Origin of the sequence: Bradyrhizobium sp. 155 (assembly GCF_023101105.1) — a bacterium.
Classification (GTDB): Bacteria; Pseudomonadota; Alphaproteobacteria; order Rhizobiales; family Xanthobacteraceae; genus Bradyrhizobium; species Bradyrhizobium canariense_D.
Map to the genome: position 1 here is coordinate 6,768,785 of NZ_CP064704.1, position 24,927 is coordinate 6,793,711.

25 protein-coding genes are annotated in these 24,927 nt (G+C 65.0%); 12 read left to right on the top strand and 13 right to left on the bottom strand.

Annotated elements, in window-relative coordinates; genetic code table 11:
• Entirely contained in the window at nt 1-1,194 is a 1,194-nt protein-coding gene (locus IVA93_RS32415) for an efflux RND transporter periplasmic adaptor subunit (RefSeq protein ID WP_085351844.1), read from the bottom strand.
• A gap of 231 nt (nt 1,195-1,425) precedes the next feature.
• Nucleotides 1,426-2,445, bottom strand: a complete 1,020-nt coding sequence (locus tag IVA93_RS32420; RefSeq protein WP_247294142.1) for an SAM-dependent methyltransferase — start codon at nt 2,443-2,445, stop codon at nt 1,426-1,428.
• Between the two features lie 216 nt (nt 2,446-2,661).
• On the opposite strand from IVA93_RS32420, the gene IVA93_RS32425 reads away from it, so the two are divergent.
• From IVA93_RS32425 to IVA93_RS32440, 4 genes are all read left to right on the top strand, one after another.
• Nucleotides 2,662-3,681 carry a flagellar motor protein MotA gene (locus tag IVA93_RS32425; protein ID WP_018454614.1) on the top strand — a complete coding sequence of 340 codons (1,020 nt, stop codon included), beginning with the start codon at nt 2,662-2,664 and terminating at the stop codon, nt 3,679-3,681.
• A gap of 4 nt (nt 3,682-3,685) precedes the next feature.
• Entirely contained in the window at nt 3,686-4,714 is a 1,029-nt protein-coding gene (locus IVA93_RS32430; protein ID WP_018454615.1) for a peptidoglycan -binding protein, read from the top strand.
• Nucleotides 4,714-5,160 (top strand): GNAT family N-acetyltransferase, encoded by a 447-nt coding sequence (locus IVA93_RS32435; RefSeq protein ID WP_018454616.1) that lies wholly within the window; start codon nt 4,714-4,716, stop codon nt 5,158-5,160. Before IVA93_RS32430 ends, IVA93_RS32435 begins: the two co-directional genes overlap by 1 nt.
• Nucleotides 5,161-5,270: 110 nt before the next feature.
• Nucleotides 5,271-5,489, top strand: a complete 219-nt coding sequence (locus IVA93_RS32440; RefSeq protein ID WP_018454617.1) for a hypothetical protein — start codon at nt 5,271-5,273, stop codon at nt 5,487-5,489.
• Nucleotides 5,490-5,504: 15 nt separating this feature from the next.
• Here IVA93_RS32440 and IVA93_RS32445 read toward each other — a convergent pair whose 3' ends face one another.
• From IVA93_RS32445 to IVA93_RS32460, 4 genes are all read right to left on the bottom strand, one after another.
• Entirely contained in the window at nt 5,505-5,675 is a 171-nt protein-coding gene (locus IVA93_RS32445; protein WP_157642917.1) for a hypothetical protein, read from the bottom strand.
• A gap of 146 nt (nt 5,676-5,821) precedes the next feature.
• Entirely contained in the window at nt 5,822-5,995 is a 174-nt protein-coding gene (locus tag IVA93_RS32450) for a hypothetical protein (RefSeq protein ID WP_018454619.1), read from the bottom strand.
• Nucleotides 5,996-6,020: 25 nt separating this feature from the next.
• Nucleotides 6,021-6,230: a hypothetical protein gene (locus IVA93_RS32455; protein WP_018454620.1), complete on the bottom strand. Its 210-nt coding sequence runs from the start codon at nt 6,228-6,230 to the stop codon at nt 6,021-6,023.
• A gap of 422 nt (nt 6,231-6,652) precedes the next feature.
• Complete coding sequence (locus IVA93_RS32460) at nt 6,653-8,479, bottom strand: ABC transporter ATP-binding protein/permease (RefSeq protein WP_018454621.1); 1,827 nt, start codon at nt 8,477-8,479, stop codon at nt 6,653-6,655.
• Between the two features lie 220 nt (nt 8,480-8,699).
• Here IVA93_RS32460 and rpmE point away from each other — a divergent pair, with 220 nt between their 5' ends.
• Nucleotides 8,700-8,927: a 50S ribosomal protein L31 gene (gene rpmE, locus IVA93_RS32465; RefSeq protein WP_018454622.1), complete on the top strand. Its 228-nt coding sequence runs from the start codon at nt 8,700-8,702 to the stop codon at nt 8,925-8,927.
• Nucleotides 8,928-9,015: 88 nt separating this feature from the next.
• On the opposite strand, the gene rcdA is transcribed toward rpmE, so the two are convergent.
• Together rcdA and IVA93_RS32475 are read right to left on the bottom strand one after the other, a co-directional pair.
• Complete coding sequence (rcdA, locus tag IVA93_RS32470; protein WP_018454623.1) at nt 9,016-9,525, bottom strand: protease adaptor protein RcdA; 510 nt, start codon at nt 9,523-9,525, stop codon at nt 9,016-9,018.
• A gap of 524 nt (nt 9,526-10,049) precedes the next feature.
• Nucleotides 10,050-10,241: a DUF1192 domain-containing protein gene (locus tag IVA93_RS32475; protein WP_018454624.1), complete on the bottom strand. Its 192-nt coding sequence runs from the start codon at nt 10,239-10,241 to the stop codon at nt 10,050-10,052.
• Between the two features lie 111 nt (nt 10,242-10,352).
• Between IVA93_RS32475 and IVA93_RS32480 the strand changes: the two genes are divergently transcribed.
• Nucleotides 10,353-11,351 (top strand): NAD(P)H-quinone oxidoreductase, encoded by a 999-nt coding sequence (locus IVA93_RS32480; protein WP_018454625.1) that lies wholly within the window; start codon nt 10,353-10,355, stop codon nt 11,349-11,351.
• A gap of 154 nt (nt 11,352-11,505) precedes the next feature.
• Complete coding sequence (locus IVA93_RS32485) at nt 11,506-14,382, top strand: EAL domain-containing protein (protein ID WP_247540802.1); 2,877 nt, start codon at nt 11,506-11,508, stop codon at nt 14,380-14,382.
• A gap of 13 nt (nt 14,383-14,395) precedes the next feature.
• Here IVA93_RS32485 and IVA93_RS32490 read toward each other — a convergent pair whose 3' ends face one another.
• The gene (locus tag IVA93_RS32490; RefSeq protein WP_018454627.1) at nt 14,396-14,665 is read right to left on the bottom strand and encodes a DUF7662 domain-containing protein; all 270 of its coding nucleotides are present in this window, start codon (nt 14,663-14,665) and stop codon (nt 14,396-14,398) included.
• A 144-nt stretch (nt 14,666-14,809) separates the two neighbouring features.
• Between IVA93_RS32490 and IVA93_RS32495 the strand changes: the two genes are divergently transcribed.
• Nucleotides 14,810-16,306, top strand: a complete 1,497-nt coding sequence (locus IVA93_RS32495) for a sensor domain-containing diguanylate cyclase (protein WP_247294148.1) — start codon at nt 14,810-14,812, stop codon at nt 16,304-16,306.
• A gap of 106 nt (nt 16,307-16,412) precedes the next feature.
• Here the strand turns inward: IVA93_RS32495 and IVA93_RS32500 are convergent, their stop codons facing one another.
• Nucleotides 16,413-17,288: a UTP--glucose-1-phosphate uridylyltransferase gene (locus IVA93_RS32500; protein ID WP_026232775.1), complete on the bottom strand. Its 876-nt coding sequence runs from the start codon at nt 17,286-17,288 to the stop codon at nt 16,413-16,415.
• Between the two features lie 203 nt (nt 17,289-17,491).
• On the opposite strand from IVA93_RS32500, the gene IVA93_RS32505 reads away from it, so the two are divergent.
• Nucleotides 17,492-18,889 carry a lytic murein transglycosylase gene (locus IVA93_RS32505; protein ID WP_198293349.1) on the top strand — a complete coding sequence of 466 codons (1,398 nt, stop codon included), beginning with the start codon at nt 17,492-17,494 and terminating at the stop codon, nt 18,887-18,889.
• Between the two features lie 215 nt (nt 18,890-19,104).
• A complete protein-coding gene (locus IVA93_RS32510; RefSeq protein ID WP_018454631.1) occupies nt 19,105-20,793 on the top strand; it encodes an SGNH/GDSL hydrolase family protein in 1,689 nt (562 codons plus the stop codon).
• 174 nt (nt 20,794-20,967) lie between these two features.
• Here IVA93_RS32510 and IVA93_RS32515 read toward each other — a convergent pair whose 3' ends face one another.
• Together IVA93_RS32515 and IVA93_RS32520 are read right to left on the bottom strand one after the other, a co-directional pair.
• Nucleotides 20,968-21,336 (bottom strand): CsbD family protein, encoded by a 369-nt coding sequence (locus IVA93_RS32515; RefSeq protein WP_018454632.1) that lies wholly within the window; start codon nt 21,334-21,336, stop codon nt 20,968-20,970.
• Between the two features lie 73 nt (nt 21,337-21,409).
• The gene (locus IVA93_RS32520; RefSeq protein ID WP_018454633.1) at nt 21,410-22,147 is read right to left on the bottom strand and encodes an SDR family NAD(P)-dependent oxidoreductase; all 738 of its coding nucleotides are present in this window, start codon (nt 22,145-22,147) and stop codon (nt 21,410-21,412) included.
• Between the two features lie 99 nt (nt 22,148-22,246).
• Here IVA93_RS32520 and IVA93_RS32525 point away from each other — a divergent pair, with 99 nt between their 5' ends.
• Together IVA93_RS32525 and IVA93_RS32530 are read left to right on the top strand one after the other, a co-directional pair.
• On the top strand, nt 22,247-23,026 hold the full coding sequence (locus IVA93_RS32525) for an SDR family NAD(P)-dependent oxidoreductase (RefSeq protein WP_018454634.1): 780 nt from the start codon (nt 22,247-22,249) through the stop codon (nt 23,024-23,026).
• A gap of 201 nt (nt 23,027-23,227) precedes the next feature.
• Nucleotides 23,228-24,115, top strand: a complete 888-nt coding sequence (locus tag IVA93_RS32530; RefSeq protein WP_018454635.1) for a TauD/TfdA dioxygenase family protein — start codon at nt 23,228-23,230, stop codon at nt 24,113-24,115.
• Between the two features lie 157 nt (nt 24,116-24,272).
• Here the strand turns inward: IVA93_RS32530 and IVA93_RS32535 are convergent, their stop codons facing one another.
• Nucleotides 24,273-24,917: a YqgE/AlgH family protein gene (locus IVA93_RS32535; RefSeq protein ID WP_018454636.1), complete on the bottom strand. Its 645-nt coding sequence runs from the start codon at nt 24,915-24,917 to the stop codon at nt 24,273-24,275.
• Nucleotides 24,918-24,927 lie beyond the last annotated feature (10 nt).

Here is a 24,927-nt window from a genome sequence, read left to right on the forward strand (position 1 = left end):
TTACCGCATCAGCTTCTGGGCGTGCCGGTTGTCGGCGGTCGCATCCGCTTCCGACCAGGATTGCGGCTTGACCTTGTCGCCGGCGGCGAACTTCTGGAAGCCTTCGACCACGACCTTGTCGCCAGCCTTCAGGCCGTCGGTGACGAACCAGATGCCGTCCTGCACCGAACCGGTGCGCACCGGCTGCACCGAGATGCGATTGTCGTCCTTGACGACGAACACCTCGCTGCCGCCGCCGCCATTGCGCTGAATCGCCTGCTGCGGCACGGCGATCGCATCGCTATCGAGACCCTGGTCGATGCGGACGCGGACATACATGCCCGGCAGCAGCTCGCGCTTCGGATTGCGGAACTCACCACGCAAGGTCACCTGACCGGTATTGGCGTCGACCTTGGCATCCGAAAACAGCAACTTGCCGTCGAGCGAGTAGAGGGTGTTGTCGTCGAGCACGAGATGCACCTTGGCGGCGTCGGGCGCGATGCGCTCGAGGTCACCGCTCTCGAAGGCGCGGCGGAGCTGGTTGAGCTCGTTCACCGACTGGGTGAAATCCGCATAGATCGGATCGAGCTGCTGAATGGTGGCCAGATTGGTCTCGTTCTGGACCGCGAGCGCGCCCTCGCTGACCAGGGCGGCACCGACGACGCCGTCGATCGGCGCGCGTACGGTGGCATAGTCGAGATTGAGCTTTGCGCGCGCGAGATCGGCCTTGCGGCCCTCGACCTCGGCATGGGCCTGGCGCTCGGCCGCGATCGCCTTCTCGTTCTCGGCTTCGGGCGCGGCGCGCTGGCTGGTGAGCGTGGCGATGCGGCGCGCCTGCTGCTGGGACTGCATCAACGCGGCCTCGGCCTTGGCGACCGCAGCCTCGTTGGCCATCACCTCGACCTCGAACGGACGCGGATCGATCCGATACAGTGGATCGCCGGCCTTCACCTCGCTGCCCTGCCGGAACAGGCGCTCGACCACGATGCCGGACACGCGCGGCCGCACGTCGGAGACGCGCGTCGGCGCAATGCGGCCCGGCAGCTCGCGCACCACGGCACGCGGCTGCGGCTTGACGATGACGATGCTGACGTCGGGGTCGTTGGGCTGGGCGGCTGAAATGGCGGAGCTGGATTCGTCGCAGCCCGCCAACAGCGGCGTAAAGGCCGCGAGCATCATTGCAACGCATGCCGATCGCGCGCGAAGTCCTGACATGAAATGGGGTGCCCCGATATTGTTGAAACCGATCCCGCTCGGCGCGAGGCCCGTTCTGGGCCATGGCACGCGGCTGATGCGGTCAAAATAGAGCGGACGTGCTGCGACGCAACGCACCTTGCGGGCGGCCCAATGTCACACGGCCTAGGGTGCTGAGTTCACGGCGTTTTTCGCGTCTCACCCGATTGTGAGTCCGGTTCCATCACCGCGTGCTGCGTCAGAAGACCGCAATTACCCCGCCGCCTTCATGCGGTAGTGGCTGACGCCCCACTCGGTTCCGTCGGCATAGCCGAACAGGCCCGAGGTCGCGAGAAAGAACCAGCGCCAGCGTCGCATTCGCTGGGCGGTCTCCTCGCCATGGATGTTGCGCAAGGCCGCTTCGATGAAACAGCGATGCGCGTCGAAATTGGCGAGCCAGTCGTTGGCGGTGCGCTGATAGTGCGTGCCGCTCCAGCACCATTCCTTCTCGACTGTGAAAATATCGTCGAATTGCCTGACGAGGTGATGGCTCGGCATCAGCCCGCCCGTGGAGACGCGCTGCGCGATCCAGTCGTCGCGATCGGCCCGGTCGAACAGGTGAGAGCCGGAGCGATGGGCGACGATGTGCATGAAGAACCGCCCCTCCGGCGCGAGCCATGATCGCAAGCGCGTCATCAGCTTGCGCCAGTTCATCACATGCTCGAACATTTCGACCGACACGATGCGGTCGAATTGCCCGTCGGGCGCGAACACGTTGATGTCCGCGCAGACCACCCGCAGATTAAGAAGACCGCGCAGCCGCGCCTCTTCCTCGATATGGGCGCGCTGCGCCTGCGAGCTCGACACCGCCGTCACCTTGGCGTGCGGAAACTGCCGCGCCATCCACAGCGACAGCGAGCCCCAGCCGCAGCCGAGTTCGAGGATGGTCTGACCATCGGCGAGAGCGGCATGCTCGGCGGTCTGACGCAGCGCCTCCTCCTCGGCCTCCCGCAAGGTGGTCGCGTCGGTCTTGTAGAAGCAGCAGGAGTATTTGCGGTTGGGGCCGAGCACCTTCGCAAAGAACGAAGCGGGCACCTCGTCGTGCTCGGCATCCGCGTCCTCGGCGATCGGCCGCAGCATCATCCGCCCGGCGAAGGCGGCATCGTCCGCCCCGCCCAGCGCGGACAGGCGCGTCACCGTGCGCGAGCACAGGCGCTGGATCGCCGCGCGGATCACGACATCAGGCAACGGCACCCGTTCGGCAGTCCCGATGATCGCGGACACGACGCTCATGCGACGACTCCGTCTTGGGCGGCGGGTTTTGGCGCCAGGGGAAAAGTGCGACTTGAACCTGTGGAATGCCGACGATTTGCAAAGTACGTCCTTACCAAAGCCGGTTTCAGCCTTGGGTTCCCCAGCTCTCCCCGAAATCGGCGCATCCGGCGCTTTTTTTGGGCTGGCGCTGTGCCATAGTGCGCGCCGCAAGCAAGTTAACGGATGATACCGGCCATGCCGCCAGGCGCCTCGCCCCGCTCCTCCCTCGACATCGAATACACCAAGCTATCCTCGCCCAGCGTCTTCCTGGTGCGGATGCTGGTCTTCCTGGTGCTCTGCACCCTGGTGGGCGTGGTGCTCTATAAGCAGATCATCCAGGCCTTCTTCGCCAATCCCGGCCTCAATGCCCTGATCGGCGGCGTGCTGTTCATCGGCATCATCCTGGCCTTCCGCCAGGTGATCCGGCTGTATCCCGAAGTCTCCTGGGTCAACAATTTCCGCATCGCCGATCCCGGCCTTGCGCCCGCCCGCCACCCCAAGCTGCTGGCGCCGATGGCGATGATCCTCGGCGGCGAGCGCACCGGGCGGATGTCGATCACCCAGACCACCATGCGGCACCTGCTCGATTCGATCGCGACCCGCCTCGACGAGGCCCGCGACATCTCCCGCTACATGACCGGGCTTCTGGTCTTCCTCGGCCTGCTCGGTACCTTCTGGGGCCTGATCGAAACGGTCGGCTCGGTCGGCAAGGTGATCGACGGGCTCAAGGTCGGCGGCGATTCCGGCGCCCTGTTCGACACGCTGAAGGAGGGGCTGGCCGCCCCGCTCGGCGGCATGGGCATCTCGTTCTCGAGCTCGCTGTTCGGCCTCGCCGGCTCGCTGATCCTGGGCTTCCTCGACCTGCAATCGAGCCAGGCGCAGAACCGTTTCTACACCGACCTCGAAGACTGGCTTGCCACCACCGTGCGCGAATATGGCAGCGGCGAGGTGGCTGTTGCCGGCACTGGCGGTGGCATTGCCAGCGGCGAGCTTCAGGCCGTCGTCGAGCGCTTACGCTCCGTGCTCGAGGAAGGCAGCGGCAGCCGCGGCACCACCGCGGCGATGGCGAGCCTCGCCGAAGCCATCCAGGCGCTGGTCTCGCATATGCGGACCGAGCAGCAGATGATCCGCGAATGGGCCGACGGCCAGGGCGAGCAGAACCGCGAGATCCGGCGCCTGCTGGAGCGCATCGCGCGTCAGCCCGAGAAGGGTTAGCGACATGGCACTGGCGCGCGGTCGCCGCGGCGATACCTCCTTCAACTACTGGCCCGGCTTCGTCGACGCGCTGTCGACGCTGGTGCTGTCGATCGTGTTCCTGCTGTCGGTGTTCCTGGTCGTGCAGTTCTTCCTGTCGCAGGAGGTCACCGGCAAGGACAAGGCGCTGGAGCAGCTCAACGCCAAGATCGCGCAGCTCAACGAATTACTGTCGCTGGAGAAGCTCGGCAAGCTCACGCTCGACGACCAGGTCTCGTCACTGAAAGCCGGCCTCGCTTCGGCCGAGAGCGAGCGCGACCGCATCAAGGGCCTCTATGAGGGGCTCGCCGCGGCCGGCAACGATGCGCAAGGCAAGTCCTCCGAGCTCGGCAAGGCGCTGGATTCCGAGAAGGCGGTTTCGGCCCGGGCGCTGGCGCAGATCGAGGTGCTGAACCAGCAGATCAGCGCGCTGCGGCGGCAATTGGCCGCGCTGGAAGAGGCGCTCGACGTTAGCGAGAAGCGCGACAAGGAATCGCAAAATCGCATCGCCGACCTGGGCTCTCGCCTGAATGTCGCCCTGGCGCAGCGCGTGCAGGAATTGTCGCGCTATCGCTCGGAATTCTTCGGCCGCCTGCGCGCCATCCTCGGCAACCGCCCCGACATCCGCATCGTCGGCGATCGCTTCGTATTCCAGTCCGAAGTGTTCTTCGACACCGGACAGGCGGTGCTGCTGCCCGAAGGCCGCGCCGAGCTCGACACGCTCGCAACCGCGCTGATCGATCTCGACAAGAAAATCCCGAACGAGATCCCCTGGGTGCTGCGTGTCGACGGCCATACCGACGTGCGCCCGGTCAACGGTCCGAACTTCAAGTCGAACTGGGACCTCTCGGCCGCGCGCTCGATCTCCGTGGTGCAGTACCTGATCTCGCTCGGCGTGCCGGCCCAGCGCCTGGTCGCCGCCGGCTTCGGCGAATTCCAGCCGCTCGACACGGCCAACACCGAGGAAGCCTACAAGCGCAACCGCCGCATCGAGCTGAAGCTGACGGAGCGGTAGTGAGCGCCCTCCACCTCCGCCGTTACCGTCCCGAGGACGAGGCCGCCTCGATTGACCTGTGGCATCGCACCTGGCAGCAGGCCTATCCGCAGATCGACTTCGCGGCCCGCCTGGACTGGTGGCGCGAGCGCTGGCGCAAGGAGCTGGTGCCGAAGGCTTCGATCGTGGTCGCGGAGCAGGACGGCGCGCTGACCGGCTTCGTCACCATCGACGGCGACGGTTATCTCGACCAGCTCGTGGTCGATCCCGCGCACTGGGGCTCGGACGCGGCGCGGCTGCTGGTGGATGAGGCCAAGCGCCTGTCACCGGCGGGCGTGACGCTGCTTGTCAACAAGGACAACAGCCGCGCCATCCGCTTCTACGAGCGCAAAGGCTTCGCGCATGCCGGCGACGAGGTGAACCCGACCTCGGGACGTCCGGTGCTGAAGATGATTTGGCAACCTTAGATTCTGGCGATCTTGATTCTGGACGCGTGACGGCCGTCACGTCGGGATCCCAGGACGTCAGCTAGTCGTTGTGCCCGCAAGTTGCGCCGGCAAGCGGATGGAGATGACCGATGAAATTGAGCGATCTGGCCAAGGGGTCTTCGGTCCTGCTCGGCGTCATCGTCGCCGGATATGTTTCGACGAGCTATGTCGACCAGCACCTCGCCACGCCGGTCAAGACGACGAGTGCTCCGACGAATGGCCTTGGGCCATCGGCCTGCGTTGATGAGGACGGGAGCTGGAAGAACTGGCCATGGCCGAACGTGCCGGCGCTGTCGCCGAAGTGCTGATAAGCAGTGCTGCCGTCAACTCGCCGCGGTGCGCTCTCGGCTCAAGCGGAGTTCAAGCTCGAACTGCCAGCTTTCGGCTTGGCGGATCGCGCGTTGGCTGTCTTCGCGAAGCCGGATCGACTCATCGATCGCTCGCTGCGCCCGCTCCAAAAGTTCGTGGGTTTCCTTGCTGAATGGCGGGGCCATGAGGCGCACTCCCATTGAGGCGGGAGCACAAATCATCTCTCAGGCACCGACGCCTACGGACGAGCCTTTGGCCGGCGATACCTGATTAGGCGCCACATCCGGGGGAACTGCAAGGTTCATCCACTCGGCTCAGGGCGCGGGCTGCCCTATCCGAAATTCCGGAAGCCCACGATGGGCAATCCGAAACTCAGCACAACGATGACGCCGCTACCAGCGACAACAAGCAGCGCCGCTTTCCACCCCGCAAGGCCGCGCATCTGCTGTCGAATAGCGAACAGGATGAGGAGGATGAACAGTACCGGACCGATCAGAACAATCATTCACAACACCGTCCACTCCGTCAGCTCAACGAACAACGCCTGCCGCATCGTTCTTGCTAGGAACCACCCAATCGATTGCGAGCAGGCAACTTTCGACGACAATGAAGGCGGCCAGACCGCCGAGCCAACCGAAGAAGACCACGGAAAAGGTAGCAAGCAAGAGCGCGCAGAAGACGTCGGCGACAAGCTTGCCGTTGCGCTCGCCTCGGGTCTGGTCGGCTGTCGAATAAGGCATTTGGCGTCTCCTGGGTCGGCCCGAACCCTAGCTTCAGCAGCCGCGGCCGTCCACTCCCTCCGGGCGCGCCAACGCTGTCCGAAATTCCGGAAGCCAACGACGAGCATTCCGAAACTCATCAAAACGACGACGCCCATGTTCTGCGACAGCCAGCAGCGCCGCTTCCATCGATCACCTTACGATGTGGCCGATTCGAATCGCGCAGCCGATCAGATCGACAAATGTCCGCTATCGACCCGGCTACGAAGGGAGACCACGTGGTGCGACGCTCTCGCCAAAAGCTCCGCTGTCATTCCCCGCGGAGGCGGGGAATCCAGTACGCCGCGGCTTATCGCTTGATCACTTCCGTCTCGGAGTACTGGATCGCCCGCCTGCGCGGGGGATGACAGCCTGAATGAAGCGGCAGTCCAGACTACCTCGCCTCACGCCCCCTCGAACTGCAACCTCGCCAGCCTGGCATAGAGCCCGTTCGCAGCGACGAGCTCCGCATGCGTGCCCTGCTCGACGATCCGGCCCTGGTCCATCACCAAGATGCGGTCGCACGACAAGACGGTTGCGAGGCGGTGCGCGATGACGAGCGTGGTGCGGTGGCGCATCAGCTCTTCCAGCGCGGTCTGCACCAACGTCTCGCTTTCGGCATCGAGCGCGGAGGTGGCTTCGTCCAGAAGCAGCAGCGGCGCATCGCGCAGGATCGCGCGCGCAATCGCGATGCGCTGGCGCTGGCCGCCGGACAGCGTCACGCCGCGCTCGCCGAGCGGGGTGTCGAAACCTTCGGGCAGGCGGCGGATGAACTCGGCGGCGTGCGCCAGCTCGGCCGCGCGCTCGACCTCGGCATCGGTGGCATCGGGCCGGCCGAAGCGGATGTTGTCGCGGGCACTGGCCGCGAACACGTTGGATTCCTGCGGCACCAGCGCAATGCGCGAACGGAATTCACGGGGATCGGCGGATTTGACCGGCACGCCGTCGAGCGAGATCGCGCCGCTGCGCGGATCGTAGAAGCGCAACAAGAGATGAAAGATCGTGCTCTTGCCGGCGCCGGACGGACCGACGATCGCGACCTTCTCGCCGGGACGCACGGCGAACGACACGGCATCGAGCACATTGACGTCGCGCCGCGCCGGATAGGCGAAGCTGACCTGGTCGAAGCCGACTTCGCCGCGCGCCGGCACCGGCAGCGCGCGCGGCGACGCGGGCGCGGTGATGTCGGGCTGCACATGCAGGATCTCGAACAGGCGCTCGGCAGCGCCTGATGCCGCCGAGATCTCGCCCCAGACTTCGCTGAGCTGGCCGAGGCCGGCCGCGGCGAAGGCCGCATAGAGCACGAACTGGCCGAGCCGGCCCGGCGTGATGGTGCCGGTCAGCACGTCGTGCGAACCGATCCAGAGGATCGCGACCACGCTTGCGAACACGATGAAGATGATGATGGCGGTGAGCACGGCACGCGCCTGCGTGGAGGTGCGCGCGGCTTCATAGGCCTGCTCGACCTCGCCGCCGAAGCGCCTCTCGGCGAGGCTCTCGCTGGTATAGGCCTGCACGGTACGGATCGCACCGACCAGCTCGCTCGCATAGGCGGAGGCCTCGGCCAGCGTGTCCTGCGCGTTGCGCGACAGCCGCCGCACCCAGCGCCCGAAGGCGACCAGCGGCAGCACGATCAGGGGAATCGCCAGCAGCACGAATCCCGACAGACGCGGGCTGGTGATCACCATCATCGCCGCGGCACCGAAGAACATCATCAGATTGCGCAGCGCGATCGAGACCGAGGCGCCAACGGAGGATTTGATCTGCGTGGTGTCGGCGGTGAGGCGCGACACCAGCTCGCCGCTTCGCGCGGAATCGAAGAAGGCCGGCGACAGCGAGAGCAGATGGGCGAAGACGTCGCGCCTGAGATCGGCGACGATGCGCTCGCCGATCGTCATTACGAGGTAGTAGCGCGCGGCACTCGCCAGCGCGAGCACGGCGACGACGGCGATCATCACCGAGAAGTAACTGTTGATCAGCTCGATGCCCTCAGGCGTCAGGCCGAAATCGATCATCCTGCGCACCGCGACCGGCACCAGCAGGGTGGTCAGCGCCGCGATCGTCAGCGCGACAAAGGCCAGCGCCGCCCGGCCGCGATAGCGGGCGACATAGGGCGCGAGCGCCAACAGCGGCCGCAGCTTCGCGCGGCTCTTCGCCGGCGCCTCGATCAGGTCGGCCTCGATCGACGGGGCTTCCGCGGGCCCGGTTTCAAGCCGTTCTACTGCGCTCATGAGATCCGACCAAAAGACAAAGAGAAGGTGGTCCGTCCCAAATAGGCCGGGCGAGCGGGAGTGGCAAATCCGGGAAGTCCCTTAGGGGGCAGCCCGGCCCGCTAAGGCCCTCAAAAGGCTTGCAATGGCTTGTTTTACAGGGGCCCGTGGGGTATAGACCCCGCCAAATCCGTCATTCGATAGCCACTCAAGTGAGGCGCCGGGGCGCCGAGGAATTGCCATGAAAGCCGAAATTCACCCGAACTATCATACGATTAAGGTCGTGATGACCGACGGAACCGAGTACCTGACCCGCTCCACCTGGGGCAAGGAAGGCGACACGCTGAACCTCGACATCGACCCCAAGTCGCACCCGGCCTGGACCGGCGGCAACGCGCAGCTGCTGGATCGCGGCGGCCGCGTCTCGCGCTTCCAGAAGAAGTTTTCGGGCTTTCTCAAAAAGGATTGATCCGGCCCCTCGAGGCTGGAGACGAAAACGCCCCCGGAGAGCCGGAGGCGTTTTTTGTTTTGGGGGCGCTCGTCGCGATGACGGGAGCTTACCGCTCGAACGCCGCCTTCAACGCGTTGAGATGCGGCACCAGCGGGTTGCCGATCGAGGAATGATCGACCGGCGGGGTGTGGATGGTGTTGTCCAGGCGGCGCACGCGGGTCTGAAGGCTCATCGAGCGATGGATCAGGTCCTGGAGCTGCGACGGCAGCTTCTCGATGGTGTCGGTTGAGCCGGGATCGGCGGCGGAGAGCTTGACCTTGGTCTTTTCGCGATTGGCCTGGCCCAGCGTCATCTCGCCTTCCTTCACGGCGCGGTGCAGCAGCAGCCACGAGGCGAGCTGCATCAGGCGGGTGGTCAGACGCATGCTCTCGGTCGCATAGGTGAGGCTGACGGCACGATCGAGCGCCTTGGCCTCGGTGCGGCCGGCGCCATCGAGATAGGCGGCGGTCTCCTCGACCAAGTCCATGCCCTCGCGGAAGAGGACGCCGAACGCCGCAGAATTGGTGAACCGCTCGCTGAGTTGAACGAGAGCGCCTTCGGCTTGCAAACGTTCCATGGTTAACGCCCCTTACGCAACTGTCTGACGCCCGGCTTTGGCACCGGCTTATGATGAACAAATCATTGCGCGGGCGAGACGCCGAGTCCAGTGACAAGCGCGGATATGGTTTCCGCGGGTCTTTGCCCGGAATTCAACCGCGGCGAGACGCAAAAAGGCGGAGCTGGGCGCAAAAAAAGAGCCGCCGGAAAACCGGCGGCTTTGAAAGTTGATAACAGGGAGGCGTCAAACAGAGTGGACAGGAGCCACTCGGTGTCCAAACGAGGACAGTTCCCAGTCATAAACTCGAAAGCTTAATGTGGAGTAAACGAGCGATTATCTTGAGGGTTCGTTAGCCATGTCGGTCAGTGGCCGAGTGGGCCCGCGGAACAAACTGCCCGTCATGCCCGGGCTTCCACGTCCTCTCCTTCGGCGAAAGATCAAGAACGTGATGGCCGGGACATAGGCGAGCGGAAGCGACGCCGTCCTTCGGACGTGCCCGGCCATGACGCCGTGGAAGTGGCTGGCGCTCCTCTTCCAATCCGCTACTTCTTGAAAACGCTGTTGGCCGCATCACGCGAGGCGCGCTTCTTTGTTGCGGCTTCTTCCAATCTTGCGATCTCGCCCTTGAGAAGCGCGATGCGGTCGGTCAGTTCCTCCACCGACAAGAGTGAGAGATCCTGTCCGATGTCATGGCTGATCTTCTTGCGCGGGCGGTCGTCGTCTTCCATCGCCATCCTGGTTCCTCCTGCGTTCGCCTCACAAGCGGCTGAGGCGGTTGCCAGCCTGCACCGCGCTGGCTAAGCAATGGCCTCGTTCCATCCCGCACCTTTGCTCAAGGACACATCATGGACAAGCTGCCCGCGCAAATGACCGTGGTCGCCATCTCGAAACCCGGCGGACCGGAGGTGCTGGTGCCGGAACAACGGGCGCTGCCGCAGCCCGGCCCCGACGAGATCCTGGTCAAGGTGCAGGCCGCCGGCGTCAACCGGCCCGATGTCGCGCAGCGCTCCGGCGCCTATCCGCCGCCGCCCGGCGCCAGCGACCTGCCCGGCCTCGAAATCGCCGGCGAAGTGGTGGCCGTCGGCAGCAACGCCAAGCGGCACAAGATCGGTGACAAGGTGATGTCGCTGGTCGCCGGTGGCGGTTATGCGCAGTACTGCATCGCGCAGGACGGTCAGGCGATGAGCGTGCCGCCGTCGCTGTCGATCAAGGAAGCCGGCGCACTGCCGGAAACACTGATGACGGTCTGGCACAATGTGTTCGAGCGCGGCGCCCTGAAGGCCGGCGAGACGCTGCTGATCCACGGCGGCTCTTCCGGCATCGGCACCATGGCGATCCAGCTCGCAAAAGCTTTCGGCGCCAAGGTGATCGTCACCGTGGGATCGCAGGACAAGATCGATGCCTGCCTCAAGCTCGGCGCGGATCGTGCCATCAACTACAAGACCGAAGACTTCGTCGCCGTGGTCAAGGCGGAGACCAACAATGCCGGCGCCAATCTGATCCTCGACATGGTCGCCGGCGACTATGTCGATCGCAACTATGACGCCGCAGCGCTCGACGGCCGCATCGTGCAGATCGCGACCCTCAACGGGCCCAAGGTCACCGTCAACATCGCCAAGGTGATGGTGAAGCGCCTGACCCATACCGGCTCGACGCTGCGCCCCCGTAGTAATGCGGACAAGGCGGCGATGGTGGCCGCGATCGAGGCGAAAGTGATGCCGCTTTTGCGCGAAGGCCGCGTCAAGCCGCTGATGGACAGCACTTTCCCGCTGGAAAAGGCATCCGACGCGCACCGGCGGATGGAAACCTCGGCACATATTGGCAAAATTGTGTTGGAGGTCTAGGCCAACGGCCCACAGGGCAAGCCGGAAACCCTTTGATTTTCCTTGCTTTCGTGGCATCTATCGCGACGCACCGAACCACCTTGTTCCGTTCGGAAAACGCCGTGCACCGAAGAGCCTGCACCGAAGAGTTTGCGTCGAACGCGGAGAACTGACCTTGCGTCTGATCAGGTGCCTCGCGCCCATAGCGCTGGGCCTCATGATTCTCGTCTGCGCGTTCCCGGCGCGCGCGCTGGACGCTGTCAGCGTCCGCGGTGACGCGCCCGCGATCGACCTCACCGGCGTGCTCGAGCATCAGCGCAGCGACGCCGACCGCATCCAGGTCTCGACCGCGCCCGGCACCGACGGCATCGTCCGCCGCATCGAGGTGCGCGCCCGCGAAGGCGGCCAGAACTGGGTGGTGTTCGCGCTCGCCAACAACACCGACGACCAGCTCGACCGCCTGATCGTCGCTCCGCATTACCGTATCGTCTCCTCGGGGCTGCTGTGGCCCGACCTCGGGCTGTCGCGCATCGCGACCATCACGCCCTCGACCGGCGACCGGCCGGAGCGGCAGGAGAGCCCGACCGCCGACGTCTTCCGCGTCACCCTCGATCCCGGCGCGGTCGTCACCTTCGTCGCGGAGCTGCGCACCGACAAGCTGCCGCAGCTCTATCTGTGGGAGCCGGAATCCTACAAGGACAAGGTCAACTCGTTCACGCTGTACCAGGGCATCGTGATCGGCATCTCCGGCTTGCTGGCGCTGGTGCTGACAATCCTGTTCGTGGTCAAGGGCAGCATCATGTTCCCGGCCGCCGCGGCGCTGGCTTGGGCGGTGTTGGTCTATATCGGCGTCGATTTCGGCTTCTGGGGCAAGGTGCTCGACATGTCGAACAACGCCGAGCGCATCTGGCGCGCGGCGGGTGAGGCGATCCTGGCGGCGACGCTGCTGGTGTTCCTGTTCGCCTATCTCAATCTCAGTCGATGGCACGTGCGCTATTCCCACATCACCGTGGGCTGGCTCGCGTTCCTGGGATCACTGGTGGCGCTGGCCCTGTTCGACCCTGCGGTGGCCTCCGGCATCGCGCGCATATCGCTGGTGCTGATTGCCTTCGCCGGCTTCGCGCTGATCGTCTATCTCTCCACCCACGGCTTCGACCGCGCTGTGCTGCTGATCCCGACCTGGTTCCTGCTGGTGGTCTGGGTGGTCGCGGCCGGCATGACGGTCGCAGGCTCCGTCACCAACGACATCGTCGGCCCTGCGCTGCTCGGCGGCCTCGTGCTGATCGTGATGCTGATCGGCTTCACGGTGATGCAGCATGCGTTCGCCGGCGGCGGCGCCACCACCGGCGTCGTCTCCGACATCGAGCGCCGCGCGCTGGCGCTGGCCGGTTCCGGCGATTTGATCTGGGACTGGGACGTGTCCGCCGACAAGGTCTTTACCAGCCCTGAGACCGAGGCCCTGCTCGGCCTCAAGCGCGGCACGCTGGAAGGCCCGGCCGCCTCCTGGCTCGAAGTGCTGCACCCGCTCGACCAGGACCGTTTCCGCGCCGCGCTCGACAGCGTGCTCGACCAGCGCCGCGGCCGCTTGGTGCAGGATTTCCGCCTGCGCACGCCGGACGGTCACTTCATGTGGTTCGCGCTGAAGGCGCGCCCGGTGGTCGGCTCCGACGGCGAGGTCTCGCGCGTGGTCGGCACCCTCACCGACGTCACCGAGCTGCGCAACGCCGAGGAGCGCCTGCTGCACGATTCGGTGCATGACAATCTCACCGGCCTGCCCAACCGCAAGCTGTTCATGGACCGGCTCGGCGCCGTCGCGCATTTCGCCAAGACCATGCCGACGCTGCGGCCGACGCTGATGGTGATCGACCTCGACCGCTTCAAGCAGGTCAACGATTCCGTCGGCATCGCGGTCGGCGATTCCATCCTGCTGACGCTGGCCCGCCGCCTCACCCGCATCCTGAAGCCGCAGGATACGCTGGCGCGGCTCGCGGGCGACCAGTTCGGCTTGATCCTGCTCTCGGAGCAGGACCCCGCCCGCATCACCGCCTTCGCCGAGACCATCCGCAAGACCATCCGCGCGCCGATCGCCTTCAACGAACGCGAAATCTTTCTCACGGCCTCGATCGGCCTCGCCTTGTCCGATCCGCAAGTTCAGCTCACGGACGAGATCATCAAGGACGCCGAGCTCGCGATGTATCACTCCAAGCGCATCGGCGGCGACCGCATCGACGTCTACAAGTCCGCGATGCGCGCGCGAAAAACCGACCGGCTGACGCTGGAGAGCGAACTGCGCCGCGCCATCGAGCGGCAGGAGCTCACGATCCTGTACCAGCCGATCGTGCGGCTTGAAGACCGTTCGGTCGCCGGCTTCGAGGCGCTGGTGCGCTGGGATCATCCCAAGCTCGGACGCATGGCGCCCTCGGAATTCATCACCATCGCGGAAGAGACCGGCCTGATCATCGACCTCGGCATGTTCGTGCTCGACCAGACCGCCAAGCAGCTCTCGATCTGGCAGCGCGCGATGCGCTCGCGCGAGCCGATCTTCGCATCGGTCAACGTCTCCTCGCGCCAATTGCTGCGCCACGATCTGATCCACGACATCCGCACCGTGCTGTCGCGCTCCTCGGTCGCGCGCGGCACGCTGAAGCTGGAGCTGACGGAATCGCTGGTGATGGAGAATCCGGAGCACGCGGCGCAGATGCTGACGCGCATCCGCGAACTCGGCACCGGGCTGTCGCTCGACGATTTCGGCACCGGCCATTCGTCGCTGGCCTATCTGCAGCGCTTCCCGTTCGACACCATCAAGATCGACCAGTCCTTCGTGCGCACCACCAACCGCGGCACCCGCCCGGTGATCCTGAAGTCCATCATCGCGCTCGCGCACGACCTCGGCATGGACGTGGTCGCCGAAGGTGCCGAGACCGATTCCGACGCGGTCGAGCTCTACCAGATGGGCTGCGAATACGCGCAAGGGTTTGCCTTTGGCGAACCCATGGATGCCGACGCCGCGATGCGCCTGCTCACGGAAGAGCGCCTGGAAGCGGCGAGCTGACTTTCCCTTCGCCTCACCCAGGCCTGCGCCGGTCACTCTTCAGCTTGGTGAACCGCACGCTCGCACCGTCCGGCATCCGCATCGCCTTGAAACCCGCGGCGAGGCAGGCTTCGCGTTGCGGCATCTGGATATCCGGGCTGCGCAGGCTGTCCCACCATGAGGCACGATTCGCCGCGCGCGGCAGGGCCGCGCCGATAATCTCTTCGATCTGTTCATAGGTCAGCACGAATTCCGCCTGCTTCTGCCGCATCAGATAATCGCGCAACGCGTCGTAGTCGTTCACCGCTGTCCTCTTCGCTGGTCGAAGCTCCGCTTTGCCCAAAAACGTGAGCCGCGGAAACCAATTTTTAACTCATTCCGGCAGCGCCGTCCCGGCTTAAACACTACTCAAGCTTTCGGGCGCATTCACTGGTGTCGGGAGCAAACGATGTTGTCTCGATGGCGCGACGTCACGGCCCGCCGGCCATGGCGGCTTTCGGCGAAGCTGCTGATCATCTCGTCCGTGGTGACGGTGATCGGCTTTTCCGCCATTTGCGTCAACGTCATGCTGGACATGCGCCGCGGCGAGGAGGCGCTCGCCCGCCAGACGCTGGAAAACCTGGCGACGACCATCGAGTCCGACGTCAGCCGCAACATCGAGATCTACGATCTGGCCCTTAAGGCGGTCGCCAGCAACATGCTGCTGCCGGAAATCGCCACGGTCTCGAAGCCGATCCGTCACCTCATCCTGTTCGACCATTCGACCACGGCGAGGCATTTCGGCGCGATCCAGGTGTTCGACGCCGACGGCCGGTTGACCATTGACGCCTCGACGCTCGATCCCGTTGTCGTGAACCGGGGCGACGAGGATTACTTCAAGGCCCATCGGGACAATCCGCAAGCCGGGCTCTTCATCAGCCGTCCCATGCTGTTCCGCGGCGCTTATTCGATCGTGCTGAGCCGGCGCATCAGCGATACCGACGGCGGCTTTCTCGGCGTCGTCGCCGGATCGATCCGCTTCAGCTATTTCCACGAATTGTTCGAGCGGCTGAGCCTCGATCCCGACGATACCATCACCGTGCTCAGGCGCGACCGTACCGTCATGATGCGGCGGCCGTTTGATCTCGACGTGATCGGCACGAATCTGGCCGACCGGCCGGTCTGGAAGGCCGAAAATCTGAAGGTCGGCAGCGCATTCGCCGGACAGGGGCCGATCGACGGCACGCCGCGGCTCTATGTCCGCAGCGGTGGGACCAGCCCGCTATTCGTGGTGGCAGGTAAGCCACTGAACACCGTGTTCGAGCTCTGGCAGAGGGAAGCCTACCGCATCGGCGCCGTGGTCGTGGCGCTCAGCCTGTTCATGCTGGCATCGACGCTGGTGCTCGCGCGCGAGATCGGCCGGCGCGCCGAGGCCGAGCGCAAGCTCGAGGAGATGGCGACGACCGACGCGCTCACCGGCCTGAAGAACCGCCGCAAGTTCGACCAGGTGATCGACGTCGAATGGCGCCGCGCGATGCGGCAGCAGACGCCGATCGCGCTCTTGATGATCGATGCCGATCACTTCAAGGCCTACAACGACACGTTCGGCCACCAGGCCGGCGACCAGGTGCTGGTCGGCATCGCCATCTGCATTTCCGATTCGGTGAGCCGCGCCGGCGACTGCGCCGCGCGCTATGGCGGTGAGGAATTCGCCGTGCTGCTGCCGGGCACCTCGGTCACGGACGCCCTCCTGGTGGCCGAGACGATCCGCGCCAAGGTGCAGGGATGGTCCGACGACCACACGAGCTCGACGGTGTCCTGCGGCATCGCGAGCCTCGTTCCCACCACCGGCATGGACTGGCCGATCCTGGTCGCCGCCGCCGACAAGGCGCTCTACGCCGCAAAAGCCGGCGGCCGCAACCAGTCGGTGGTCGCAAGCTTGCCGAAGCTGTCGCTGGTGGCGTGAGGGTTTCGTTCCGTCATTGCGAGCGAAGCGAAGCAATCCAGACTGTCTCCGCGAAGACAGCCTGGATTGCTTCGTCGCTTCGCTCCTCGCAATGACGAGCGGAGCGCTACTGCCCCAAATACTTCTTCATTTCCGCAATGAGCCCGTCACGCAGCTCCGGCCGCTTCAGGCCGTAGGCGATGTTGGCGCGGAGGAAGCCGGGCTTGGAGCCGCAATCATGGCGCTCGCCCTCGAACTCGACGCCGTAGAAGCTTTGCGATCTGGCGAGGCCGATCATGGCATCGGTGAGCTGGATCTCTCCGCCGGCGCCGCGCTCCTGGGTCTCCAGGATCTTGAAGATCTCCGGCTGCAGGATGTAGCGGCCGGTGATCGAGAGGTTGGAGGGCGCGGTGCCCTTGGCCGGCTTCTCGACCATGCCGTCGACCTCGAACATCTTGCCGGTGCGTTTGCCGACGCCGCAGATGCCGTATTGATGGGTCAGATGGTCGGGCACCGCCTCGACCGCGATGACATTGGATTTTTCGCCGAGCTTGCTGGCGGTGTCGATCATCTGCTTCAGGCAGCCGGGCGAATTGAGCACGAGCTCGTCCGGCAGCACGACCGCGAACGGCTCGTTGCCGACGATGTCGCGTGCGCACCAGACCGCGTGACCGAGGCCGAGCGGCGCCTGCTGGCGGGTGAAGCTGACGGCGCCGGCCTCCGGCTGGTTCTGCGCCAGAACGTCCTGCTCGGTCTTCTTGCCGCGCGCGGCCAGCGTCGCATCGAGCTCGAACATCCGGTCGAAATGATCTTCGATGACACTTTTGTTGCGGCCGGTGACAAAGATGAAGTGCTCGATGCCGGCTTCCCGGGCCTCGTCATAGACGTACTGGATCAGCGGCTTGTCGACGATCGTCAGCATTTCCTTCGGCATCGCCTTGGTGGCGGGCAGGACGCGGGTGCCGAGGCCGGCAACGGGAAATACGGCTTTGCGGATTTTCATGGGATTGATCGAATACCTGAGGAACACGTGAAGGGAGCAATGGCATCTTGCTAGCTTGTTTGCAGCCGCCAACAAAGGCGGATGTGGGGCCTCATCCTCACAGAGTTAAGAAAAAGGCCACCATCAAAATTTCACCTTTGTTAAGCTGTTGGCAACCGTAACCAGGCCTCCTGATGGCGGATTTTGGCCGGACAGGTGTGGACATGATGCAATCAATGGCAGGGCTGGCAAAACGGGGCGGGTCCGTGACCGGTGCGACGATGATTGCGACCGCCCTGCTGTTCCCACTTCCCGCCAGCGCGCAGGCTCAGAACGGTTTGTCCAATCTGTTCGGCGGTATTTTCTCCGGCCCGAACCAGGCGCCTTCGCCAGCAGCGCCCGGGCCCAGCGGCGCTCAAACGGGAGTTCAACCTTGGACCGGCGAGGATGGCGCCTCCGGGCATCCGCTGATGACAGCCGCCGCGATCCGAGAGGCCGCGGGTAACTTCAACAATTGCGTCGCAGGCATGTGGCCCGATGCCGCACGGCGCAACATCACGCAGGAAAATTTCCAGCGCTTCACTGAAGGCCTCGCGCCCGATCTGCGCATCATGGACCTGATGGATTCGCAGCCCGAGTTCACCAAGTCGATTTGGGATTATCTCGACATCCTCGTGAACGACAACCGCCTCGCCAAGGGCCGCGAGGTCCTGGCCAAATACAAGGCGCAGTTCGAGGCCACCGAAAAAGCCACCGGCGTCGATCGTTATGTCATCGCCTCGATCTGGGGCATCGAGTCCAACTACTCGACGCAGATGGGCGACCGCAGCGTGCTGCAATCGACCGCGACGCTCGCCTGCATCGGCCGCCGCCAGGCTTACTTCAAGGACGAATTCCTCTCCGCGCTGGAGATCCTCAACCGCGGCGATCTCAGGCCCGAACAATTGCGCGGCTCCTGGGCCGGCGCCTTCGGCCCGACCCAGTTCATGCCGACCGCGTTCAAGCGCTTTGCCGTGGACGGCGACGGCGACGGCCGGCGTGACGTCGTCGACAATCCCTCCGACCTGATTGCGTCGACCGCCAACAATCTGAAGAAGGACGGCTGGCAGGCCGGCCAGACCTGGGGCTACGAGGTCGTGGTGCCCCAAGGCTTCAACTACATGCTGGCCGACCGCGCCAAGGCGATGACGGTAGCGCAGTGGGAGAAGCTCGGCCTCAAGCGCCCGACCAACCAGCCCTTCCCGCATCCAGCCGAGAAGGCCTATCTGCTGGCGCCGGCCGGTGCCCAAGGGCCCGGCTTCCTGATGCTGCAGAACTTCCGGGTCATCATGAAGTACAACCCGGCCGAGGCCTATGCGCTGGCGATTGGCCATTTCGCCGATCGCCTCCGCGGCGGCCAGCCGTTCGTTCAGCCCTGGCCGCGGCAGGAACGGGAGCTGTCCCGGACCGAGCGGCTGGAACTCCAGCAGCTGCTGGCCCAGCGCGGCTTCTACAGGGGCACCCCCGACGGCCAGTTCGGCGGCCAGACCCGGGAAGCCCTGCGCAACTTCCAGGCCTCGATCGGGGTCCCCGCGGATGGATTTGCCTCCTCCGACGCGCTGAATCGGCTGCGGGGGCAGTAAAATCGCGCCGAAAGTAACCCTGAACAGGGATTTTGGCCGGCAGTCTTGACCGGGGCGGCGGTTCGCCGTGTATGGGCCAATAATTCTGGGCCGAGAATCTGGGCCCAGAATCTCAAGGATCTGAAGAGAATCTGAAAGAGAATCTGCCCGTTTGGCGCCCGATTCCGTTATTATATCGAGCCTGTCCTGATCCCTATTGCACGTGCCGAGATCGCATGTCGAAGAAGTCCCTGTTCAAGGTGCTGACCGAGACCGGCCCGCTGATCGCGCTGGGGACGGCGCTTGCGATTCTGGTGTCGGTCGCGGGACCCGCCTCGGCGCAGTTCTTCAACTTCCCCGGCTTCGGCGGCCCGCCGCAGCGCTCGGCTCCGCCGCCGCCGCGCAACGGCGGAGGCGGAGGCGGCGGATGGTTCGGCGGCGACTTCTTCGCGCCGTTCCAGCAGCAACAGCCGCAAGCGCCGCGCCAGGATTTTTCGCGCGCACCGGCGCCGGCCAAGCGCGACACCATTCCCGACAGGAACGTGCTGGTGATCGGCGACGCCATGGCTGACTGGCTCGCCTACGGCCTGGAGGACGCCTACACCGAGCAGCCCGACATGGGCGTGATCCGCAAGCACAAGACCACGTCGGGCCTAATCAAGTACCAGCCCAAGGGCGAGCCCTCGGACTGGACCGCTGCTGCGAAAGGCATTCTCGAGACCGAGAAGCCCGACGTGATCGTGGTGATGCTCGGCCTCAACGACCGCATCGCGATCCGCGAGGCGGCAGCACCCGATAAATCGGACAAGGCGACGGACAAGGACAAGAAGAACGACAAGGGCGCGCGCGGCAAACCACCGGCCAAGCCTGGCGATGCCAAGCCCGGCGACACCGCCGCGAAGCCGGATGACAAGCCGGCCGATGCCGACCTGCCGCAGGATGATGCCGACAACGCTGACGCACCGGCGGTCGCCGCGCCCGAGAAGACCGCGCGCAACCCGAACGGCCTCTACGAATTCCGCGACGAGCGCTGGGTCGAGCTCTACGGCAAGAAGATCGAGGAGCTCGCCAACGTCCTCAAGTCCAAGGGCGTGCCGGTGCTCTGGGTCGGCCTGCCCGCCATCCGTGGCCCCAAGGGCACCGCGGACATGCTGTTCCTGGATTCGCTCTATCGCGAAGGCGCGGCCAAGGCCGGCATCACCTATGTCGACGTCTGGGACGGCTTTGTCGACGAAGCCGGCCGCTTCTTGCAGAAGGGCCCGGACTTCGAAGGCCAGATCCGTCAGCTCCGCAGCGGTGACGGCGTCTATTTCACGAAACCCGGCGCGCGCAAGCTCGCCCACTATGTCGAGCGCGAGATCACCCGCCTGCTCGCCGGGCGCTCCGGCCCGATCGCGCTGCCGAGCGAACCGGCGACCCCCGACACCAGTGCCGAACCCGGCAAGCCCGCGCCGCGGCCGCTGGCCGGTCCGATCGTGCCGCTGGTTGCGGCCTCGATCTCGACCGATCAATTGCTGGGTGGGCCGGGCTCACGTCCTGCCGCCGTCGATGCGCTCGCTGCGAAGACGATGGTGAAGGGCGAGCCACTGGCTGCGCCCGCCGGCCGCGCCGACGATTATGCCTGGCCGCGCCGCGAAGTCGGCCGCGAGCAGGCCAAGGGCGATACGCCGGTCGCCACGACGACACCCGATGGCGGTACGCCGGGTGCGGCCGCGGCGATCGCCCCGCCAAAGCTTGCGCCGAAGAAGCCACCGGCGCCGCAGCAACCGGCACAGGCAGCGCCATCGATGCGCGATTTCTTCGGCTTTGGCTCGCCGCCGCCCCCGCCGCGTCAATTGGCGCCGGCGCCGCGCAATCCGAATCCCAACCCTGCGATCCCGCGTCCGCCTGGCAACGTCGGGCGATCGGCGGAAGTGTTCCGATAATTTTCTAAGCTGAGCTCTCGTGTCCCGGACGCGCTGCAGCGGGAAACGCTGCTGCGCAGAGCCGGGACCCAGCTCGTCCGACAGTCACAAAAAGAATGGGCCCCGGCTCGGCAACGCGGCGTACGCGCCGCGCTGCGTCCGGGGCCCTGATGCTTATCGCGCGTTGGCTTTAGCCTAGTAGCGCCAGCGCGGCGGCGGGCGGCGCGAAGGCCGCGCCATCAGCAGTGCCAGTGCAAAGCCGATGCCGCCGGCGACCAGCAGCGCGCCCATCGGGTTGTCCTGCACCTTCTGGGCAATCGCCTGCGAGCCGTCACGCAAGGTTTCGGCCGGCTTGTCGTAGGCGTCCTTGGCATAGCTTGCCGCGGTGTCCGTGGCGTCACGTACGGCATCCTTGGCCTGGCCGTAAAGATTCTGCACACTGCCGGCGGCTTCGCGTGCCTTGCCGGACGCCTGTGTCTGCGTATCGCTAGCCAAATCTCCGATAGCGCCTTCCGCGCGTCCGGCGAATTCCTTGGCCGATCCGACAATCCGATCCTTATCCATGATGCTCCTCCTCGGGGGTCAGCCCAAGTAACCGATCAGGAGCGGCGCAGTTCCATCTGACTTGAAATTGGACTCAGAGAATCAGCCCGCCGTCGACGACCAATGTCTGGCCGATGATGTAGGACGACAGCGGCGATGCCAGGAACAGCGCCGCGCCCGCCATGTCAGCCGGGGTGCCCAATCGCCGCAGCGGAATGCGTGAAAGTGCACCTTCGAGCCGCTTGGGATTGTCGGTCGTCACCTTCGTCATCTTGGTGTCGACCAGACCGGGCGCGATGCCGTTGACGCGGATGTCATCTTCGGCCCAGGCCTCGCCCAGCGTCCGCGTTAGTCCGACCGCGCCGGTCTTCGACGCGTTGTAAGCGGGATTGCCCATGGTGGAATGATAGGCCGCGGTCGAGGACACCATAATCAGCGATCCCCGCGCGTCCCGCAACATGGGATGGAAGCGCGTGGCGCAGGCCATCAGGCTCATCAAATTGACCTCGACGACCTTGCGAAAGCCCGCCATCTCGAACTCGCCGCGGCGATAGAGCACCGCGCCCTGTGCGAGCACCAGGATATCGAGCCGATCGAACGACGGCTTGAACGCTTCGACCGCTCCGGCATTGCCGACGTCGAGCTGCGCATAGGAAAGACCGGTGAGATCCGAGCCTTCAGCTTGCGAATATTCCTTCGCGTGAGCACGCGTGCCGCAGACCGCAACCTGCGCGCCCCTGACGCGAAAGGCTTGCGCAATGCCGTTGCCGATGCCGCTGGATCCGCCGACAACCAGCACCTGCTTGCCTGAGAAATCGAGCTCGTTCGTCATCGCTGGCCTCCCTCATTGTCTTGCTTGTTTGACCTGTCTGCGGATCGATGACAGCCTTGTCAATCACAACAAGAACAAGCAGGGCTCAGAGGAAACAGCATGGCCGATTTCAAACAACTCAGCCGGTCCGTGAAGGGCCTGACCGTTCTCGTTACCGGCGCGGCCAGCGGCATGGGACGCGCGACGGCGCGCGTGTTTGCCACTGAGGGCGCGAACGTTGCCGTCACCGATTATGACGAGCAGGGCGCGCTGGCCGTCGCGAAGGAGATCGTGGCAAGCGGCGGCGCCGCGAAAGCCTGGAAGCTCGACGTTGCCGACGGCGATAAGATCAAGCGCGTGGTCGGCGACGTCGCTGCACATTTCGGTGGACTCGACATCATCGTCAACAATGCCGGCATCTCCGTGCGCGTCGCGATCGACGACGACGCCTATGAGGAAGCCTGGGCCAAGGGCCTCGCGGTGATGCTGACGGCGCATCCGCGCATCATCCGCGCCGCGCTGCCTCACTTGCGCAAGTCGAAGAGCCCGCGCATCGTCAACATCGCCTCGACCGAGGCGCTCGGCGCCACCGCATTGCACGGCCCCTATTCGGCGGCGAAGGGCGGCGTCGCCAGCCTCACCCGCTCGCTCGCGGTGGAGCTTGGCCGCGAGGGCATCACCGTCAACTGCATTTGCCCGGGGCCGATCCGCACCGCCATCACCGACCGGATCTCGGAAGAGCACAAGACCATCTACGCCAAGCGCCGCACGGCACTCGGCCGCTACGGTGATCCGGAAGAGGTCGCGCACATGACGCTGAGCCTGTGCCTGCCGGCAGCGTCCTTCCTCACCGGCGCGGTCATCCCTGTCGACGGCGGCCTGATGGCGCGCAACGCGTAAGCGGCACCAAAGGTGCGTAGCCTGGATGGAGAGCAGCGCAATCCGGGGTTCTCACATCGCAGGAAGACTCCCCGGATTACGCTTCGCTCCATCCGGGCTACGGGCAGCTATGCGCGCCCAGCGTTGACATCGCTTGTTACGGGAGTAACTTTTTCCTCGACAGAGCGGGACCAACCGCTCGCGGTTCGCGGGAGAAACGTCATGACGATCGCCATCCGGCAGCTTCACAAACATTTTGTCGGCGAGGTCTCGGGCCTCGACCTGCGGCAACCTCTCACCGAGGCCGAGGCGCGCGAGATCGAAGCCGCCATGGACAAATATGCAGTGCTGGTGTTCCACGACCAGGACATCACCGACGAACAGCAGATGGCCTTTGCGCTAAACTTCGGCCAGCGCGAGGACGCGCGCGGCGGCACGGTCACGAAGGAGAAGGACTACCGGCTCCAATCGGGCCTGAACGACGTTTCCAATCTCGGCAAGGACGGCAAGCCGCTGGCAAAGGACAGCCGCGCGCACCTGTTCAACCTCGGCAATTGCTTGTGGCATTCCGACAGCTCGTTCCGCCCTATCCCGGCAAAATTCTCGCTGCTGTCGGCCCGCGTGCTCAACCCGAAGGGCGGCAATACCGAATTCGCCGACATGCGGGCGGCCTATGACGCGCTCGACGACGAGACCAAGGCGGAGATCGAGGATCTCGTCTGCGAGCACTCGCTGATGTATTCGCGGGGATCGCTGGGCTTCACAGAATACACCGACGAGGAGAAGGAGATGTTCAAGCCGGTGATGCAACGTCTCGTGCGCACCCACCCGGTCCATCGCCGCAAGTCGCTCTATCTCTCATCGCATGCCGGCAAGATTGTCGGCATGAGCGTCCCCGAGGGAAGGCTGCTGCTGCGCGATCTCAACGAGCACGCCACACAAAGCGAGTTCGTCTACGTCCACAAATGGAAGCTGCATGACCTCGTGATGTGGGACAACCGCCAGACCATGCACCGCGTCCGCCGCTACGACCAGTCGCAGCCCCGTGACATGCGCCGCGCGACGGTGGCGGGCACGGAGCCAACGGTGCAGCAGCAGGCGGCGGAGTAGTTCTCCAGTCGTCCTGGACCAGCGAGCGAAGCAGCGCCGATCCAGGACCCATTACCACCGATGTCCAGTTCGGCGAAGGCTGGTGGTTGCCAGCCTGCTTCAACAATTGCAGCCTGGGGTAATGGGTCCTGACCTTCGCCAGGACGACACTGAGGCGCTACGCGTGCCCCGCCTCGTTCGAGAGCATGCCAGGATCGATGCCGATCTTACGCAGCGCGCGTCCGTATTTTTCGTCGACGTCGTCGCCGAAGATCAAATCCGAATCCGCGTCGCAATGCAGCCAGCCATTGCTCTGGATCTCGGTCTCGAGCTGGCCCGGCGCCCAGCCGGCATAGCCGAGCGCCAGGATGGCGTGCTTGGGGCCGGAGCCGTTGGCGATCGCGCGCAGGATGTCGACGGTCGCGGTGAGGCAGACGCCGTCGTCGATCCGGAGCGTCGCATTCTCGATGTAGAAATCGCTGGAATGCAGCACGAAGCCGCGGCCGGTATCGACCGGACCGCCGCGCAGCACCTTCATGCTTTCGGCATTCTCCGGCAGCTTGATGTGCTCGCCCTTGTTGATGATGCCGAGCTGCTGCAACAGCTCGGGGAAGTCGATGCTGCCGGCCGGATGGTTGACGATGATGCCCATCGCGCCTTCGGCGGAGTGGGCGCAGAGATAGATCACCGAGCGCTCGAAGCGCTCGTCGCCCATCACGGGCATGGCGATCAACAGCTGGCCGTCGAGGTAGCCCGCCGAACTCGGGAGCGCGGGGGCTGGCTTGCGGGTGCTTTCGCCCGTCCTCTTGCCTGTGGGAGCCATCGGTGAAGCA